The sequence below is a fragment of the Enterocloster aldenensis genome (assembly GCF_003434055.1).
GTDB lineage: Bacteria > Bacillota > Clostridia > Lachnospirales > Lachnospiraceae > Enterocloster > Enterocloster aldenensis.
The window spans coordinates 926,797-944,863 of the sequence record NZ_QVEX01000001.1; the positions used below are offsets into that span (position 1 = coordinate 926,797).

The following is an 18,067-nucleotide window of genomic DNA, read 5'->3' on the forward strand; positions in this document are numbered from 1 at the left end:
CAATCAGAGAATGTCAGGTGCTTTTTTCTTTTTAAGGAGGGATAGATTTGAATGTATTTGAAGCTGTGAAGCAGTCCGTCACAACAAGACAGGCTGCGGAGCATTATGGAATCCATGTAAACAGGAACGGGATGGCTTGCTGCCCGTTCCATAACGATAAAACCCCAAGTATGAAGCTGGATCGGCGTTATCACTGCTTCGGCTGCGGTGCAGATGGGGATGTGATTGATTTTACCGCCACCCTGTATGGGCTGGGAAAGAAAGAAGCCGCCGTACAACTGGCACAGGACTTTGGGCTTTCCTATGAGGACTGGAAGCCGTCGGGAAAGGCAAAAAAGCCCAAGCCCCGGCAGAAATCCCCGGAGGAACAGTTTCAGGAGGCAAAGAACCGATGTTTCCGTATTCTTGCCGATTATCTCCACTTACTCCGAGCATGGAGAAAGGAATATGCCCCGCACTCCCCGGAGGAAGCCTTTCATCCCCGGTTTGTGGAAGCCTTACAGAAGCAAGCCAAAGTGGAATATCTGCTGGATATATTGCTGTTCGGGGAGACAGAGGAAAAAGCGGCTTTGATTACGGACTACGGAAAGGATGTGATACAGCTTGAACAGCGAATGGCAGAGCTTGCAGCCGCAGACGCAGCAAGAACTAAAAAACACCATGAATGCCATGCAGCCGCCCCAGAGCATTGAGGAAATCAAGGCGGGGCTGGAAACCACCGAGAAAGGCGGCGTCCGGCAGAGCATACGGAACTGCCTGACCGTATTCCAGCGTGACCCGCTGCTTTCCGGGGCTATCGCATACAACATCCTGACCGACCGCAAGGACATCATAAAGCCCATCGGTTTCCACAGGGAAAGCACCGCCCTGAATGATACGGACATGAAGTATCTGCTTCTCTATCTGGAAGAAACCTACGGGCTTACCAGTGAGAAAAAGATTGATAACGCCATCGGTATTGTGGCGAATGAAAACAAGTACCATCCCATCCGGGATTATTTAAGTTCCCTTGTGTGGGACGGGACGGAAAGAATCCGCTTCTGCCTGCGGCACTTTCTGGGGGCTGACGCAGACGATTACACCTATGAAGCGTTGAAGCTGTTCCTGATGGGCGCTATCTCACGAGCCTTTCAGCCGGGGTGCAAGTTTGAAATCATGCTCTGTCTGGTCGGCGGTCAGGGGGCTGGCAAGTCCACCTTCTTCCGTCTGCTGGCAGTCCGGGACGAGTGGTTCTCCGATGATTTGCGGAAGCTGGACGATGACAATGTGTATCGCAAGCTGCAAGGTCACTGGATTATCGAAATGTCGGAAATGATGGCAACCGCCAACGCCAAGAGCATTGAGGAAATCAAGTCATTTTTAAGTCGGCAGAAAGAGGTTTACAAGATACCCTATGAAACCCACCCGGCAGACCGCCCCCGTCAGTGCGTATTTGGCGGCACTTCCAATGCCCTTGACTTCCTGCCCCTTGACCGTTCCGGCAACCGCCGCTTTATCCCGGTCATGGTGTACCCGGAGCAAGCCGAGGTTCACATTTTGGAGGACGAAGCTGCTTCCAGAGCCTATATCGAGCAGATGTGGGCGGAAGCGATGGAGATTTACCGAAGCGGCAGGTTCAAGCTGGCTTTCAGCCCCGCCATGCAGCGGTATCTCAAAGAACACCAGCGGGATTTTATGCCGGAGGACACCAAAGCCGGAATGATACAGGCGTATCTTGATAAGTACACCGGGAGCATGGTCTGTTCCAAGCAGCTCTACAAGGAAGCCTTGAACCATGCCTTTGACGAACCGAAGCAATGGGAAATCCGGGAAATCAACGAGATAATGAACCAGTGCATTTCCGGCTGGCGGTACTTCCCAAATCCAAGAATGTTTTCCGAATATGGCAGACAAAAGGGCTGGGAGCGTGAAAATCCGGCAACGGACTTATGCAACCCGTCTGAAAAAACGATGGACGGTTTTGTGGAGGTCACAGAACAGATGGAGCTTCCATTCTGAAAATGACAGCCCGTTGCACCCCCTGTTGCTATCCCGTTGCCGAGCCGGTTGCCGGGGAAAATCCCTTATTTCCGGGCTTTTCTCCCCTATAACAACCAAAACAACAGAAAAATAAAAGAAAAGTATAAATAGTAACTAATGCCAGACTGAGATTGTTTGCAAGGTCTTTTGAAGCCCGTTGCCGGACTTCGTTGCCGACACCCTCTGTCTGGCTATTTTCATGTATGGAGGATAACTGCCTATGGCAAAAAACAAAACAGAGATTCATGTGACCACTGTATTTGACGGGGAGCTGGACGCAACCGATGTGTTCGTCAGCCTGATTTCCCAGAAATACGGAAAAACAAATACAAAAGAATATCTTGCTAAAAAGAAAGATATTGACTATAATGAAGATGAGGTTCAAAAGAGCCAGATACCGTCTGGATTGTGTGGGTAAATGGCTATGATGAACGAAATGGAATACAGAACAATCGGTTCGGCACTTGCCGGGGGCTATCGTGCGGCGGTCTATTGCAGGCTGTCAAAGGACGATGACCTGCAAGGCGAAAGTGCCAGTATCGCAAACCAGCGAGATATGCTGGAAAAATACTGCGAAAAGCAGGGATGGGAGGTTGTGGCAGTCTATCAGGACGATGGCTTCACAGGTCTTAACATGGAGCGTCCTGATTTACAGAGAATGTTGAGAGCCATTGAGCGCAGGCAAATCAACCTTGTTATCACGAAAGACCTCAGCCGACTGGGGCGTAACTATCTGCAAACCGGGCATTTGATTGAGGACTTTTTCCCAAGAAACGGTGTCCGCTATATCGCCATGAATGACGGTATCGACACCCTGCGGGATAACAACGACATCGCCCCGTTCAAGAATATCCTGAACGAGATGTACAGCAAGGATATTTCCAAGAAAGTCCATTCCTCTTATCTTCTGAAAGCGCAGAAAGGACAGTTTACCGGGTGTCTTGCCCCGTTTGGGTATCGGAAAGACCCGGAGGACAAAAACCATCTGCTCATTGACGAGGAAACCGCCCCGATTGTGCGGCTGATTTTCGGGTATGCCTTAAACGGTCATGGTCCCAACTATATCCGCAGACGGCTGGAGGAAGAAAAAATCCCCTGCCCCACATGGTGGAACCGGGAACGGGGGCTTCGCAATACCCGCACCAAATGGGAAAAGAAAGACCCGGAAAATGGGCGGTATATGTGGGACTTCTCCGTTATCAAAGACCTTTTGATGAATCCCGTCTACACCGGGGCGATTGCTTCCCAGAAAAAGGACTACCGTTTCAAAATCGGCACGATTGGGGAAAAGAAGCCGGAGGACTGGATTGTGGTGGAGGGACAGCATGAACCGCTGATTGATCGCATGAGCTTTGATATTGTGCAGAACAAGCTGAAATCCCGCCAGCGTCCGGGGCAGACCAATGAAATCAGCCTGTTTGCCGGACTGATAAAATGCGGCGAGTGTGGGAAGTCGCTGACGATACGCTACACAAACGCAAAACATCCCCAGCGGATTTACTCCTGCAAGACCTACAATGCCTTTGGAAAGAACCACTGCACCCAGCACCGGATTGACTATGACACCCTTTACAGCCATGTGCTGCGGAAAATCCGGGAATGTGCCAGAGCTGCCCTGATGGACGGGGAAGCGGTTGCTGACCGCCTGACCAATACCTGTGAAGCCGAGCAGCGGGAACAGCGGGAAGCAATGGAACGCTCCCTTACAAGGGACGAGGAACGGATTGAGGTTCTGGACAAAATGGTAATGCGGCTTTATGAGGATATGATTGCAGGGCGTATCAGTGAGCAGAACTTCAACACCATGCTGGAAAGGACACAGACCGAGCAGACGGAGCTTAAAACAAAAGTGTCCGAGGGCAGAAAGCGGCTGTCCGATGAAGTCCAGCTTGCCAATGACGCAAAACAATGGGTGGAAGCCATTCAGGAATACGCCAACATCACAGAGCTGGACGCAGCCACCCTCAACCGCTTAATCAAAGAAATCGTCGTGCATGAGCGCATTGACGAAGATAAAACAAGACACATTTCTATCGAAATTCATTTTAATCTCAAACCCATCCCGGAGGTGGAACAGGTCACTGCCTGACCTGTCCCGCCGGGACGGTTCTCTTAAAAACACCATATGGATTTTTTGTACGCCGCCGCCCGCCATCGAGCAGAGTTTTACACCTAATTGGGGATAAAACAGCTTATGGCGGGCGGCGGCGTTGCCCTTATCGGCATGACCCTTGTACCGCTGCTTTCCGGGCTGTTCGGTTAAGAAGCGCGGGTAAAGGCTTATGCAGAGCATACTTGACGCGATTAACGAATGGATAAAGGAAATCCTCATAGGAGCCATAAACGGTAATCTGTCAACTATGTTCGGGGACGTAAACGAAAAAGTCGGCACTATCGCCGCAGAGGTAGGGCAGACCCCGCAAGGGTGGAACGCAAATATATTCTCCATGATACAGACCCTTAGTGAGAATGTAATCGTACCCATTGCGGGGCTTGTCATTACCTACGTCCTATGCTATGAGCTTATCAGCATGGTAACGGAAAAGAACAATATGCACGACGTTGACACTTCCATGTTCTTCAAGTGGGTGTTCAAGGCGTTTGTGGCAGTCTACCTTGTGACGCACACCTTTGACATCACTATGGCGGTGTTCGATATGGCGCAGCACGTTGTTTCCGGCGCGGCGGGGGTAATCGGCGGCAGCACAGAGATTGATGTTGCCGCCGCCCTTGCTTCCATGCAAAGCGGGCTTGACGCTATGGAAATCCCCGAACTGCTCTTACTTGTCATGGAAACAAGCCTTGTGAGCTTGTGCATGAAAATCATGTCCGTACTGATAACCGTTATCCTCTACGGGCGTATGATAGAAATTTACCTTTACTGTTCGGTATCGCCTATCCCGTTTGCAACTATGACTAACCGGGAATGGGGGCAGATAGGAAACAACTACCTAAAATCCCTGTTCGCTATCGGTTTTCAAGGCTTCCTCATTATGATATGCGTCGGCATTTACGCGGTTCTGGTAAACAACATGATAATAGCGGACAATCTGCACAGCGCGATATTCTCCCTTGCAGCCTACACCGTTATCCTCTGTTTCTCCCTGTTCAAATCCGGCGCACTGGCGAAGTCGATTTTTTCCGCGCATTAGCGGCGTGTCAAGGGCAGGGTGGAGATTTTCAGAGCGAAGCGGCGAAAATACGACCCGACCTTGACGCGGATAACCCCCATATAATACGGGCGGGCAAAGGGCATAGATTGACCTTTGCCTTGATTACCCTTATGGAAAATTACAGCAACACCAAACCCAGAGAAAGGAGGTTTTCACTTGGCGTATGTACCCGTACCCAAAGACTTATCCAAAGTCAAGACAAAAGTAGCGTTCAACCTTACCAAACGGCAGATTGTATGTTTTGCGGCGGCTCTCCTGTTCGGCTTGCCGCTTTTCTTTCTGCTCAAAGACAGCACAGGCACCAGCCTTGCGTCTATGGCTATGATTGCCGTCATGCTGCCCTGTTTCCTCTTTGCCATGTATGAGAAGCATGGACAGCCCCTTGAAGTGGTGGTGAAGAACATCATTCAGACAAAATTCATAGCCCCCAAAGAACGACCATACAGGACAGACAACTTTTATTCCGTCTTAGAACGGCAGAGAAAACTTGAAAAGGAGGTATCAGCGATTGCAAAAGGAAACACGAAGAAACAGCGCGGCGGGAAGCGCAAAGCCTAACCCGCCCCGCAAGCTCACCCGCGCCGAGAAAAAGCAGATTGCGGAAATCATCAGACAGGCAAAGGGCGACGGGAAAGCGCACACCGCGCAGCAGACAATCCCCTATATCCAGATGTACCCGGACGGTATCTGCAAGGTTACGCAGCGCAAATACTCAAAGACCGTCGCCTTTGAAGATATTAACTATCAGCTTGCACAGGCAGACGACAAGACCGCCATTTTTGAGAACTGGTGCGACTTCCTAAACTACTTTGACGCTTCCGTTTCGGTGCAGCTTTCTTTCATCAATCAGGGGACGCAGCGGGGCGAAGCGGAAAAGGCGGTCAATATCCCGGCACAGGAGGACGCTTTCAATTCTATCCGCACAGAATACCGGGATATGCTGAAAAACCAGCTTGCAAAGGGCAACAACGGGCTTGTCAAGGCGAAGTATATCACCTTTGCCATTGAAGCCGACAGTCTGGGCGCGGCGAAATCCCGCCTTGCCCGTATCGAAACGGACGTGCTGAACAACTTTAAGCTCTTGGGCGTAGCTGCCCGCCCCATGACAGGCTATGAACGCCTTAAAATGCTGCATGGCATTTTCCACCCGGAGGGCGGGCAGTTTTCCTTTGATTTTTCTTGGCTTGCCCCGTCCGGGCTTTCCACAAAGGACTTTATCGCCCCGTCCTCTTTCCGTTTTGGCGAGGGGCGTTATTTCCGCATGGGGCGCAAAATCGGCGCGGTTTCATTCCTTGAAATCCTTGCCCCGGAGTTAAACGACCGTATCTTATCGGATATTCTGGACTTGGAAACGGGCGTTATCGTCAATCTGCATATCCACAGTATCGACCAGACCGAAGCCATAAAGACAATCAAGCGGAAAATCACCGACCTTGACAAAATGAAAATCGAGGAACAGAAAAAAGCGGTACGCAGCGGCTATGACATGGATATAATCCCGTCCGACCTTGCCACGTTCGGCAGCGAAGCGAAGAACCTCTTACAGGACTTGCAGAGCCGGAATGAAAGAATGTTCCTCTTGACGTTCCTTGTGGTGAACATGGCGGACACGAAGCGGAAACTGGAAAATGACGTATTCGCGGCGGCGGGCATAGCACAGAAGAACAACTGCGCCTTAACCCGCCTTGACTACCAACAGGAAGCGGGGCTTATGTCCTCTGTACCGCTTGGGGAGAACCTTATCCCCATTCAAAGAGGGCTTACCACGTCAAGCACCGCTATCTTTATCCCCTTTATCACACAGGAGCTTTTCCAGACGGGCGCGGCTTTGTACTACGGCTTGAACGCCCTGTCTAACAACATGATACTCTGCGACCGCAAGCAGCTAAAGAACCCCAACGGCTTAATCTTGGGTACGCCGGGAAGCGGGAAATCCTTTGCCGCCAAACGGGAAATGACAAACGCTTTCCTCATTACAGACGACGACATTATTATCTGCGACCCAGAAGCAGAGTATTTTTCCCTTGTGCAGCGGCTTGACGGGCAAGTGATACGGTTATCGCCTACGGGCAAGGGCATTGACGGGAAGCCCCAGTATGTGAACCCTATGGATATTAACCTCAACTATTCCGAGGACGACAGCCCCCTTGCGCTGAAATCCGACTTTATCCTCTCCCTCTGCGAGCTTGTCATAGGCGGTAAGGAGGGCTTGCAGCCTGTCGATAAGACCGTCATTGACCGCGCTGTTAGGAACGTGTACCGCCCTTTCCTTGCAGACCCCGACCCGGAGAAAATGCCTATCTTGGGCGACCTCTACGACGAGCTTTTGAAGCAGCCGGAGCCGGAAGCGGCGCGTATCGCGGCGGCATTGGAGCTTTACGTTTCCGGGAGCCTTAACGTATTCAACCACCGTACCAACGTGGAGCTGAACAACCGCCTTGTCTGCTTTGACATCAAGCAGCTTGGGAAGCAGCTCAAAAAGTTAGGTATGCTCATTGTGCAGGACCAGGTATGGAACCGCGTCACCGTCAACCGGGCAGAAAGGAAATCCACCCGGTATTTTATGGACGAATTTCATCTTCTCTTGAAAGAGGAACAGACCGCCGCCTATTCCGTTGAAATCTGGAAGCGTTTCAGAAAATGGGGCGGCATACCCACAGCCATTACGCAGAATGTCAAGGATTTGCTTGCTTCCCGCGAAGTGGAGAATATCTTTGAAAACTCTGATTTTGTCCTCATGCTCAATCAGGCGGCGGGCGACCGGGCTATCCTTGCAAAGCAGCTCAACATCTCCCCGCAGCAGATGAAATATGTCACCCACACCGAAGCGGGCGAGGGGCTTATCTTCTACGGGAACGTGGTGCTGCCCTTTGTAGACCGCTTCCCGAAAGACACCGAGCTTTACCGGGTAATGACGACGAAGCCGGAGGAAGTAGGCGAAGCATGAACGGGCTGAAAACTGACACCATCATCAACCGCGACGCGCTCTATGCCTTGCGGGAGCTTCCAGAGGAAAGCGTACACTGTTGCGTCACAAGCCCGCCCTACTATGCGCTTAGAGATTATGGGCTTGATATGCAGATTGGGCGGGAGGACACGCCGGAGCAGTACATTGACAGGCTGACCGAGGTTTTCCGCGAGCTGCGCCGGGTACTGCGTTCTGACGGTACGCTCTGGCTGAATATCGCGGACACTTACTGCGGCACAGGAAATAAAGGCTACCATGCAGACCCGAAGAACCCGAAAGGCAGAAACGGACAGCAGATTGCAAGAAACAACCGCGTTTCCGGCTGCAAACAAAAGGACTTAATCGGTATCCCTTGGCTTTTAGCCTTTGCCCTACGCGCTGACGGGTGGTATTTACGGAGCGACATTATCTGGCAGAAAGAAAACCCCATGCCGGAGAGCGTGAAAGACCGCCCTACCCGCTGCTATGAACATATCTTTCTGCTTACGAAGTCAAAGAAATATTTCTATGACGCAGCCGCCATAGCCGAGCCGTTAGCCCCCACAACGGCGGCGCGGTACCGCACCGGGCGCAGCGCGGGACAGAAATATGCGGACGAAATACCCGGACAGGGGAAAGTACAGGGGCTTAACCGGGCGCGAAGCGGCAGCTACTACGACGAAGCCCTCATGCCGACCATGCGGAACAGGCGGGACGTGTGGCTTATCAATACCGTTCCCTACAAGGGCGGGCATTTCGCCGCGTTCCCGCCAAAACTTGCCGAAACCTGTATCAAGGCGGGCTGTCCGAAAGGCGGCGTTGTGCTTGACCCCTTTTTCGGCAGCGGCACGACGGGGGCAGCCGCAAGGCAGCTTGACAGGCATTATATAGGCATTGAGATAAACGCCGAGTATTGCGCCCTTGCAAGGGCGCGGATTGGAGGGACAGAAAAATAAAACAGTATCGAGCGCGTGAGAAAGTCACGCAGAAAATGACCCGCGAGGGGGCTGTCGAGGTAAACGCCGCCACCGGGAAAAAGAAACGTATCAGCAAGCGGATAAGGGACGCGGACTTTGCAAAGACCGAAGCACCGCAGCCGCCGGAACAGGCAGCGCAGCCCCTACCGGGCGGCGCAACTTCCCCGCCCTTAACCGACACGCCGCCACTTCCCCATGCGCCGGGGGCAGAACGGGAACAGGACACCGCCGCAGCCGAGCGCGTCTTGGAGCGTATCGACGGGGCGCGTACCAGAAAGGCGAGCAAAAAGGCGGCGAGGAAAGCACAGGCAGAAGCCACAGCAAAAGAAAAATCTTCCCGCTTGCAGTTTACCGACGAGGAACGGGCAACGCCGGAGCTTGAAAAGTATATCCGAAAATCGGACAAAGCAGCCGACCGTCTGGACGCGGCAAAGGCGGCTATCCCCAAAGAAAAGAAACTTGTACGGGAGCGCACCTTTGACGAAGCTACCGGGAAAGGCAAGACCCGCCTACGCTTTGAGGAACGGGAAAAGCCCATAGGAAAGAATAAGCCCCACAATAACCCGCTATCCCGCCCCGCACAGGAAGCGGGTATTTTCGTCCACAACAAGATACATTCCGTTGAAAAGGACAATTCCGGCGTTGAGGGGGCGCACAAATCCGAAGAACTGGCAGAGCGCGGCGCAAAGTACGGGGCGAGGAAAGTCAAGGAGGGCTACCGCAGCCACAAGCTGAAACCCTACCGGGCGGCGGCAAAGGCAGAGAAAGCGGCGTTCAAGGCAAATGTGGATTTCCAGTACCACAAAGCCTTACATGACAATCCGCAGATTGCGAGCAATCCCCTTTCCCGCTTCATGCAGAAGCAGCAAATCAAGCGGCAGTATGCAAAGGCAGCGAAAAAAGGGGGCGCAGCCACAGCAAAAAAGGCAGCGGAGAATACAAGGAAAGCGGCAAAGAAAACCGCCGAGGAAACCAAACGGGCAATCGCTTTTGTAGGGCGGCACCCGGCGGGCGTATGTATCGCCGTTGCCGCGCTGCTCTTATTCATCATGGTATCGGCGGGGCTTTCCTCTTGCGGCTCCATGTTCTCCGGCTTGATGAACGGCATACTTGGGACTTCCTACACGTCGGAGGACAGCGACCTTGTGGCGACGGAGAACAATTACGCCGCAAAGGAAAACGAGCTTCAGCAGCAGATTGACAATATCGAAAGCACCCACCCCGGCTATGACGAATACCGCTATGACCTTGACAGTATCGGGCATAACCCCCATGAGTTAGCGTCCTACCTCACCGCCCTTTTACAGACCTACACCCCGCAGAGCGCACAGGCAGAACTAAACCGCGTCTTTGCCATGCAGTACACCTTGACGCTGACGGAAGAAACGGAAATCCGCTACCGCACAGAAACAAGCACCGACCCGGAAACAGGGGAAACGACCACCGAGGAAGTACCCTACGAGTACCATATCCTTAATGTGAAGCTGACGAACAAGCCCATTTCCGAGATTGCGGAGGAACTTCTAACGCCACAGCAGCTTGAAATGTACCGCGTCTATCTGGAAACAAGCGGAAACAAACCGCTGATTTTCGGCGGCGGCTCCCCCGATATGGGCGCGTCCGAGGATTTAAGCGGCGTACAGCTTGTAAACGGCACACGCCCCGGCAACACCGCCGTTGTAGACCTTGCAAAGCGGCAAGTCGGCAACGTGGGCGGGCGACCCTTTTGGAGCTGGTACGGATTTAACAGCCGCGTGGAATGGTGCGCCTGTTTCGTTTCATGGTGCTACAATCAAGCCGGAAAGAGCGAGCCGCGCTTTGCCGGGTGCCAGTCACAGGGCGTACCCTGGTTCCAGTCACGCGGGCAATGGGGCGCGAGGGGCTATGAGAATATCGCCCCCGGCGACGCTATCTTTTTCGACTGGGACGGGGACGGGAGCGCAGACCATGTGGGGCTTGTTATCGGAACGGACGGGGAGCGCGTCTATACCGTCGAGGGCAATTCCGGCGACGCCTGCAAGATAAAGAGCTACCCCGTCAATTACTCCTGTATCAAAGGCTATGGGCTGATGAACTGGAATTAACATATTTTTGAGCAAAGAAAGGAGAAATTTATTTATGGCTATGAACAAAATTGAACGTATCGACAGGGAGATTGCAAAGACCCGCGAGAAAATCACCGAGTACCAGAACAAATTAAGGGGGCTTGAAGCGCAGAAAACCGAAGCGGAAAACCTGCAAATCGTACAGCTTGTGCGCTCCATGCGCCTTTCCCCGCATGAGCTTTCCGCTATGCTTTCCGGGGGCGGTATTCCGGGCATGGAAGCCGCGCCGGGCTACCCCGCAGAACCCGCAGACCATGACACCGAAGAAATGGAGGACACCGAGAATGAATAAGAAAATCCTTAGAACCTTGACCGCACTTTGCGCCGCCCTTGTACTTATGGGCGGCTTTTCCGTCACCGCTTTTGCACAGACCCCGGAGGGAGAGGACGACACCAACGACAGCGGCGTTGTCTACGAGGAACCCCAAAAGGAAGAACCCCTTACCCCGGACGGGAACGCGACCCTTGTAGACGATTTCGGCGGCAACAAGCAGCTTATCACCGTAACGACCAAAAACGGCAATTACTTTTATATCCTCATTGACCGGGACGACGAGGGCGAGGACACCGTACATTTCCTTAATCAAGTGGACGAAGCCGACCTCTTAGCACTTATGGAGGACGGAAGCACCGAAGCAGCCCCGCCCGCCGTTTGCAGTTGCACCGATAAATGCGAAGCCGGAAAGGTAAATGTGAGCTGCCCTGTCTGCAAGGACAACATGACCGCTTGCAGTGGCAAGGAAGCGGAGCCGGAAACCGAGAAACCAACAGAGCAGCCCAAAGAGAAAGGCAATACAGGCGGGCTTGTGCTTTTCCTTGTCGTGGCACTTCTTGGCGGCGGGGGCGCGTTCTATTATTTTAAGTTTATGAAGCCAAAGCAGAACGTCAAGGGCGACACCGACCTTGAAGATTTCGATTTTGACGATTACGACGAGGACGAGGGGGACGGGCTTTCTGATGAAGAACAGGAGGACGAGGAAGCATGAGGCTTTTCACCGAAAATCCTTTGGAAAAAATGATGGTACAAAGACCCACCGGGCGGCGTGACAGTGCGCCGCCCGTTCCAAAATCCCCGGCGTGTGTGCGCTGCCCTTATAAGGCGCAATCCCCCTGTATCGGCTATTGTCTGAAACAGGCACAGGAGAAGAAGCACACCGCGCCGGAACGCTGAAAGGAGGATTTTTTCATGGCACTTAGACTTGTGATTGCAGAAAAGCCGAGCGTGGCGCAGACTATCGCCGCCGCGCTTGGCGTTAAGGAAAAGAAAGACGGATATATCGAGGGCGTCGGCTACCTCATTTCATGGTGCGTCGGGCATTTGGTACAGCTTGCGGAAGCTGCCGCCTACGGGGAGCAATATAAAAAATGGAGTTTTGACAGCTTACCCATTCTGCCGGAGGAATGGCAGTACGCCGTTGACCCGGACAAGGGGAAGCAATTCAAGACCTTAAAAGAGCTTATGCACCGCGCCGACGTTTCCGAAGTGGTGAACGCCTGCGACGCGGGGCGCGAGGGAGAATTGATTTTCCGCTTTGTCTACGAAGCGGCGGGCTGCAAGAAGCCCATGCGCCGCTTGTGGATTTCCTCAATGGAGGACGGGGCGATTAAGGCGGGCTTTGCTTCCCTCAAAGACGGGCGGGACTACGACGCGCTCTTTGCGTCTGCCCTCTGCCGCGCAAAGGCTGACTGGCTTATCGGCATTAACGCCACCCGGCTTTTCTCCTGCCTGTATGGAAAGACCTTGAACGTGGGGCGCGTCCAGACCCCGACCTTAAAAATGCTCACCGACCGGGACGCGGCTATCTCCCATTTCCAGAAAGAAAAATATTATCATGTTCGCCTTGATTTATCCGGCGCGGAAGCGGCAAGCGAAAGGATTTCAGACAAGGCAGAAGCCGACGCGCTGAAAGGGGCTTGCGAAACAGAAACGGCGGTATGCGTTTCCCTTACCAGAGAGAAGAAAACCGCAGCCCCGCCGAAGCTCTTTGACCTTACCTCTTTGCAGCGGGAAGCGAACCGCATTTTCGGCTACACCGCGAAACAGACCCTTGACCTTGCACAAGCCCTTTATGAAAAAAGACTGCTTACCTATCCGAGGACGGACAGCAGCTTTCTTACTGACGACATGGGCGGCACCGCAGCGGGCATTATCGCGCTGCTTTGCGAAAAGCTCCCCTTTATGGCGGGCGCGGACTTCACGCCGGAGGTTGCAAAGGTAACAGACAGTAAAAAAGTATCAGACCACCACGCAATCATTCCCACTATGGAGCTTGCAAAGGCTGACCCGGACGCGCTGCCGGAAAGCGAGAGAAATATCCTCACCCTTGCGGGGGCGCGTCTGCTCCTTGCCACCGCCGAGCCGCATATCTTTGAAGCGGTTACGGCGGTTTTCTCATGCGCCGATACGGAGTTTACGGTGCGGGGAAAGACTGTTATTTCTGACGGTTGGAAAGAGATGGAACGCAGATACCGGGCGACGCTGAAAGATAAGCCCGAAGCGGAGGACGGGGAAAATGCAGACGTGACGCTGCCGGAGCTTTCCGAGGGACAGGGCTTTCCTAACCCCGCCGCAAAAGTAACGGAGCATATCACAACGCCGCCGAAGCCCCACAGCGAAGCAAGCCTTTTGTCGGCTATGGAACGCGCCGGGAACGGGGACACCGACCCGGACGCGGAACGCCGGGGGCTTGGCACTCCCGCCACCCGCGCCGCCGTCATTGAAAAACTGGTAAAGGGCGGCTTTGCAGAGCGCAAAGGCAAGCAGCTTATCCCCACGCAGAATGGAGCCGCCCTTGTATCAATCTTGCCGGATATGCTCACTTCCCCGCAGCTTACCGCAGAATGGGAAAACAATCTGACGCAGATAGCAAAGGGAGCCGCAGACCCCGGCGAATTTCTGTCCGGCATTGAAGCTATGGCGCGGGAGCTTGTGCGGACACACGCCGCAGCACTTGACGGGAAAAAGGATTTGTTCCGGGAGGAAAAGCCCTCTGTCGGCAAATGCCCCCGTTGCGGTTCCCCCGTCCATGAGGGGAAGAAAAACTATTATTGCAGCAACAAAGAATGTGCCTTTGTCATGTGGAAGAACGACCGCTTTTTCGAGGAACGCAAGACCGCTTTTTCCGCGAAGATTGCCGCCGCGCTCCTTAAATCCGGCAAGGCAAATGTAAAGAAGCTCTACTCCCCGAAAACAGGCAAGACCTACGACGGAACTATCGTTCTGGCTGACACTGGCGGAAAATACGTCAACTACCGTATCGAAGTACAGAAGAACTAAAAACTTGAATAGCAAGCATAGGAAGCGGGTACCCACTTCCGTAAATCCCCGTTGCGACGCTGACGCGCCGGACGGGGATTTTGCTTGTTGGGAAGTTTCCCAAACCCTCTTTTGCGGAGGGCTTCACCCTCTAAAAATTTTCAAAAATATTTGGCAGAAATGCGGGCGTACCCGTAGTAGACCATGCAGCCAAAAAATGCAGCTTATGACGCTGCCGCAGAGAAAGGAGGTTTTTCACTATGGCAAGTTTACGGGACACCGTAAAGGACTATCAAGACGAGCTTAGGGACGGTATCGCATGGGTGGCGTTCTGGAAACAGGGGCGTTCATGGAACGCGGAATATTTTCATCTTGATATGGACGATACGCTCTACCCGGAGGACAGGAGCCGGTTAGAGGAAATAAAAAGCATTGACCCCGCCGCCGTTATCTTAAACGGCTACTATTGCGGGCATTTAGGCGAGGACATGAGCCTTGACGAGCTGACCGCCGGAGTGCGTTACCACTACGAAAACAGCATGAACGACATTGACGGTTTTATCGGAGCGCATGACGACAGGCTTCCCCCGGAGGTTATCGAGGAAGCGAGGGCAGCCGCCCATGAAGCGGGGCTTCCCTTTTCCGAAAAGCCCTACCGGGACGGGGAGGATTTTAACCCCTATGTATTTGACGGGAGCATGAGCATTGAGGATTTTGAGCTTATGCACCGCATGATTGAAAAAGAAAGGAGCGAACAAATGGCAGAACCGATTTTAAGCGGCTATCTTTCCAATCTTGGGAAGTACACCGAGGGCAGACCCGCGGGCGAATGGGTGACATTCCCCACGACTGCCGAACATCTGAAAGAAGTCTTTGACCGTATCGGGATTGACTTCAAGCACTATGAGGAATGGCATTTCACAGAATTTCAATCCACTATCCCCGGCTTGACGGAGCATTTAAGCGAGTATTCCCACCCCGACGAGCTGAACTATTTAGGGAAGCTCTTGGAAATGCAGTTTGACGACGACCGGGAGAAATTCATTGCAGCCATTGAATACGGCGACCATGCCGACAGCTTACAGGACATTATCAACCTTGCACAGAACCTTGACTGCTACTGGATTTATCCGTCCGTCCACAATGAAGAAGAATACGGGCGTTATCTGGTTGATGAACTGGAAGAACCGGAACTTCCCGAAGAAGCGAAAAAGTATTTCATGTATGAGGAATACGGGCGGGACGCTTCCATTAACGACGACGGTATGTTTACCGAAAAGGGCTATATCTACAACAACCGCAACACCTTTACAGAATGGTACGACGGGCGCGACGTGCCGGAGGAATACCGGGTAACGCCGCAGCCCCCGCAGCCGGAAAGACCCGACCCGTCAAAGGTAGAAATGGACGCAGCCGCGCCGGGGCAGAGAACGGCGCAGACCGCAGAGCAGCCACAGGAGCCGCGCCCGGTTATCCCTATCGTGCTGACGAGCGAGAAGCCCGCCGAAAAGCTCAAAGAGATTACCGACCGTCTGGAACAGGGTATTGCGGAACTCTTTGACAGCGAGCGTTACCGGGAATATCTGAAAGTCATGTCAAAATTCCATAATTACAGCTTCCGAAACACCGTCCTTATCGCCATGCAGAAGCCGGACGCTTCCCTTGTGGCGGGCTTTTCCGCTTGGAAGAACAACTTTGAACGAAACGTGATGAAAGGGCAAAAGGGAATTAAAATCATTGCTCCGTCACCCTATAAAATCAAACAGGAAATGCAGAAAATCGACCCGCACACGCAGAAGCCCGTTATCGGCAAGGACGGGAAGCCCGTCACCGAGGAAAAGGAAGTCACCATACCCGCCTACAAGGTGGTATCCGTCTTTGACGTTTCCCAGACCGAGGGAAAGGAGCTGCCGGACATTGCGGTTGACGAGCTGACAGGCGACGTTGACCGCTACAAGGATTTTTTCGCAGCCCTTGAAAAGACTTCCCCCGTTCCTATCGCCTTTGAGAATATCGAGGGCGGCTCTCATGGCTACTACCACTTGGAGGACAAGCGCATTGCTATCAACGAGGGCATGAGCGAATTACAGACCTTAAAGACCGCTATTCACGAAATCGCCCATGCGAAGCTGCACGACATTGACCTCAACGCGCCAAAGGACGAGCAGCAGCCCCACGTTGACCGCCGCACCCGCGAAGTCGAAGCGGAAAGCGTCGCCTATACTGTCTGCCAACATTACGGGCTTGACACGTCGGACTACTCTTTCGGCTATGTCGCCGGGTGGAGCAGCGGGCGGGAGCTGTCCGAGCTGAAAAGCTCCCTTGAAACGATACGCAGCGCAGCCGCCGAGATTATCAATTCCATAGACGAGAACTTAGCGGAGCTGCAAAAGGCACAGGACAAGGAGCAGACCGCCGGACAGGAGCAGCCCACCAGAGAGGGACAGGAAGCCGCGCCGGAGAAGCCGGAGCCGGAAGCAGCCGCACCGGGAAAATCCGGCGCACAGGAAAAAGCGGGCGCAGCCCCGAAAGAAGCCTTTACCCCGGAAACGATTTACAGAGTGCGCCGGAACCTTTACAGCGACAGCCGGGAAAACAGCTACCTCTTGCAAGCCTATGTGACACAGGAGAACGGGCGGGCGAAAATGGGCGACGTGCTTTATACGGGAACGCCGGAGAAATGCCGCGAGCTTATGGGGCAGCTCAAAAGCGGCGAGCTGACCGAGGGCGACGTGAAGCAGCTTTACGCAAAGGCACAGGAAACGGCGCAGACCGCCGGACAGGACAAAGACACCTTTTCCATTTACCAGATAAAGGGCGGGGACGAAACAAGGGATTTCCGCTTTGAGCCTTACGACCGCCTGCAGGCGGCGGGAAATGTGGTTGACAGGGCGAACTATGAGCTTGTCTATTCCGCGCCCCTTGCGCCGGAAACTTCCCTTGAAGATATTTACACCTGTTTCAATATCGACCACCCCAAAGATTTTAAGGGACACAGCCTTTCCGTTTCCGACGTGGTAGTGCTTCATCAGGACGGACAGGACGCGGCGCATTTCGTTGACAGTGTAGGTTTTCGGGAAGTGCCGGAGTTTTTACAGGAGCAAAAGCAGCTTACCCCGGACGACTTGGAAACGGGCGAAACTGTCAAGACACCGAGGGGGACTTTCCATGTGACCGCCATGAGCCGGGAGCAGATAGAAGCCGCCGGATATGGCTTTCACCACCAGTCGGACGACGGAAAGTATCTGATTATGGGGAATGGGACGCGGGCGTTTGCCGTTGCCGCAGAACAGGCGCAGCGGGACAATCCCTTGAAAACCGCCGAGCAGACCACAGAGCAGAACGGGAACATGATTGACGGTATCATCAACAACACCCCCACCGTTGACGAACTGGAAGCAAAGGTAAAGGCGGGCGAGCAGATTTCCCTTGTTGACCTGGCTAACGCTGTCAAAGCCGACAAGGAGCGCGGCAAGGGAGCGAAGCCGGAAAAGAAACCCTCTATCCGGGCGCAGCTTAGAGCCGACAAGGAAAAGGCACAGAAGAAAAACGCAAAGCAGAAGTCACAGGACTTGGAAAGGAGCTGACCC

Annotated in this window: 15 protein-coding genes and 1 pseudogene; 15 read left to right on the forward strand and 1 reads right to left on the reverse strand. The window is 53.4% G+C overall.

Annotated elements, in window-relative coordinates:
• Nucleotides 1–47 precede the first annotated feature (47 nt).
• Together DWX59_RS04335 and DWX59_RS04340 are read left to right on the forward strand one after the other, a co-directional pair.
• A complete protein-coding gene (locus DWX59_RS04335) occupies nucleotides 48–692 on the forward strand; it encodes a CHC2 zinc finger domain-containing protein (RefSeq protein ID WP_117556480.1) in 645 nt (214 codons plus the stop codon).
• A complete protein-coding gene (locus tag DWX59_RS04340; RefSeq protein ID WP_117556482.1) occupies nucleotides 661–1,998 on the forward strand; it encodes a virulence-associated E family protein in 1,338 nt (445 codons plus the stop codon). Before DWX59_RS04335 ends, DWX59_RS04340 begins: the two co-directional genes overlap by 32 nt.
• A 28-nt stretch (nucleotides 1,999–2,026) precedes the next feature.
• Here the strand turns inward: DWX59_RS04340 and DWX59_RS29765 are convergent, their stop codons facing one another.
• Nucleotides 2,027–2,266, reverse strand: coding sequence for a tweety protein (locus DWX59_RS29765; protein ID WP_117557249.1), 240 nt, complete (start codon nucleotides 2,264–2,266; stop codon nucleotides 2,027–2,029).
• On the opposite strand from DWX59_RS29765, the gene DWX59_RS04350 reads away from it, so the two are divergent.
• From DWX59_RS04350 to DWX59_RS04410, 13 genes and pseudogenes are all read left to right on the forward strand, one after another.
• Nucleotides 2,240–2,437: a hypothetical protein gene (locus DWX59_RS04350; protein ID WP_005930747.1), complete on the forward strand. Its 198-nt coding sequence runs from the start codon at nucleotides 2,240–2,242 to the stop codon at nucleotides 2,435–2,437. The genes DWX59_RS29765 and DWX59_RS04350 overlap by 27 nt on opposite strands.
• Nucleotides 2,438–4,108: a recombinase family protein gene (locus tag DWX59_RS04355; protein ID WP_117556484.1), complete on the forward strand. Its 1,671-nt coding sequence runs from the start codon at nucleotides 2,438–2,440 to the stop codon at nucleotides 4,106–4,108.
• Between the two features lie 90 nt (nucleotides 4,109–4,198).
• Nucleotides 4,199–4,282 (forward strand): annotated as a pseudogene (locus DWX59_RS04360) (Maff2 family mobile element protein); the annotation flags it as partial.
• Between the two features lie 19 nt (nucleotides 4,283–4,301).
• Nucleotides 4,302–5,171 carry a VirB6/TrbL-like conjugal transfer protein, CD1112 family gene (locus DWX59_RS04365; protein ID WP_002584320.1) on the forward strand — a complete coding sequence of 290 codons (870 nt, stop codon included), beginning with the start codon at nucleotides 4,302–4,304 and terminating at the stop codon, nucleotides 5,169–5,171.
• A gap of 177 nt (nucleotides 5,172–5,348) precedes the next feature.
• Entirely contained in the window at nucleotides 5,349–5,750 is a 402-nt protein-coding gene (locus DWX59_RS04370) for a PrgI family protein (protein ID WP_002569171.1), read from the forward strand.
• Nucleotides 5,701–8,139, forward strand: coding sequence for a VirB4-like conjugal transfer ATPase, CD1110 family (locus DWX59_RS04375; RefSeq protein ID WP_117534033.1), 2,439 nt, complete (start codon nucleotides 5,701–5,703; stop codon nucleotides 8,137–8,139). Before DWX59_RS04370 ends, DWX59_RS04375 begins: the two co-directional genes overlap by 50 nt.
• Complete coding sequence (locus DWX59_RS04380; RefSeq protein ID WP_002585097.1) at nucleotides 8,136–9,095, forward strand: DNA-methyltransferase; 960 nt, start codon at nucleotides 8,136–8,138, stop codon at nucleotides 9,093–9,095. The genes DWX59_RS04375 and DWX59_RS04380 overlap by 4 nt, the downstream gene beginning before the upstream one ends.
• Nucleotides 9,096–9,130: 35 nt before the next feature.
• Nucleotides 9,131–11,200: a C40 family peptidase gene (locus DWX59_RS04385; protein ID WP_002585096.1), complete on the forward strand. Its 2,070-nt coding sequence runs from the start codon at nucleotides 9,131–9,133 to the stop codon at nucleotides 11,198–11,200.
• Between the two features lie 34 nt (nucleotides 11,201–11,234).
• Nucleotides 11,235–11,513, forward strand: coding sequence for a DUF4315 family protein (locus DWX59_RS04390; protein WP_002585095.1), 279 nt, complete (start codon nucleotides 11,235–11,237; stop codon nucleotides 11,511–11,513).
• Nucleotides 11,506–12,207 carry a DUF4366 domain-containing protein gene (locus tag DWX59_RS04395; RefSeq protein ID WP_002585094.1) on the forward strand — a complete coding sequence of 234 codons (702 nt, stop codon included), beginning with the start codon at nucleotides 11,506–11,508 and terminating at the stop codon, nucleotides 12,205–12,207. Before DWX59_RS04390 ends, DWX59_RS04395 begins: the two co-directional genes overlap by 8 nt.
• The gene (locus tag DWX59_RS04400) at nucleotides 12,204–12,392 is read left to right on the forward strand and encodes a hypothetical protein (protein ID WP_002585093.1); all 189 of its coding nucleotides are present in this window, start codon (nucleotides 12,204–12,206) and stop codon (nucleotides 12,390–12,392) included. The genes DWX59_RS04395 and DWX59_RS04400 overlap by 4 nt, the downstream gene beginning before the upstream one ends.
• Before the next feature lie 15 nt (nucleotides 12,393–12,407).
• Complete coding sequence (locus DWX59_RS04405; protein WP_074033657.1) at nucleotides 12,408–14,498, forward strand: DNA topoisomerase 3; 2,091 nt, start codon at nucleotides 12,408–12,410, stop codon at nucleotides 14,496–14,498.
• 239 nt (nucleotides 14,499–14,737) lie between these two features.
• On the forward strand, nucleotides 14,738–18,064 hold the full coding sequence (locus DWX59_RS04410; protein ID WP_002585091.1) for an antirestriction protein ArdA: 3,327 nt from the start codon (nucleotides 14,738–14,740) through the stop codon (nucleotides 18,062–18,064).
• The last annotated feature ends 3 nt before the right edge of the window (nucleotides 18,065–18,067 follow it).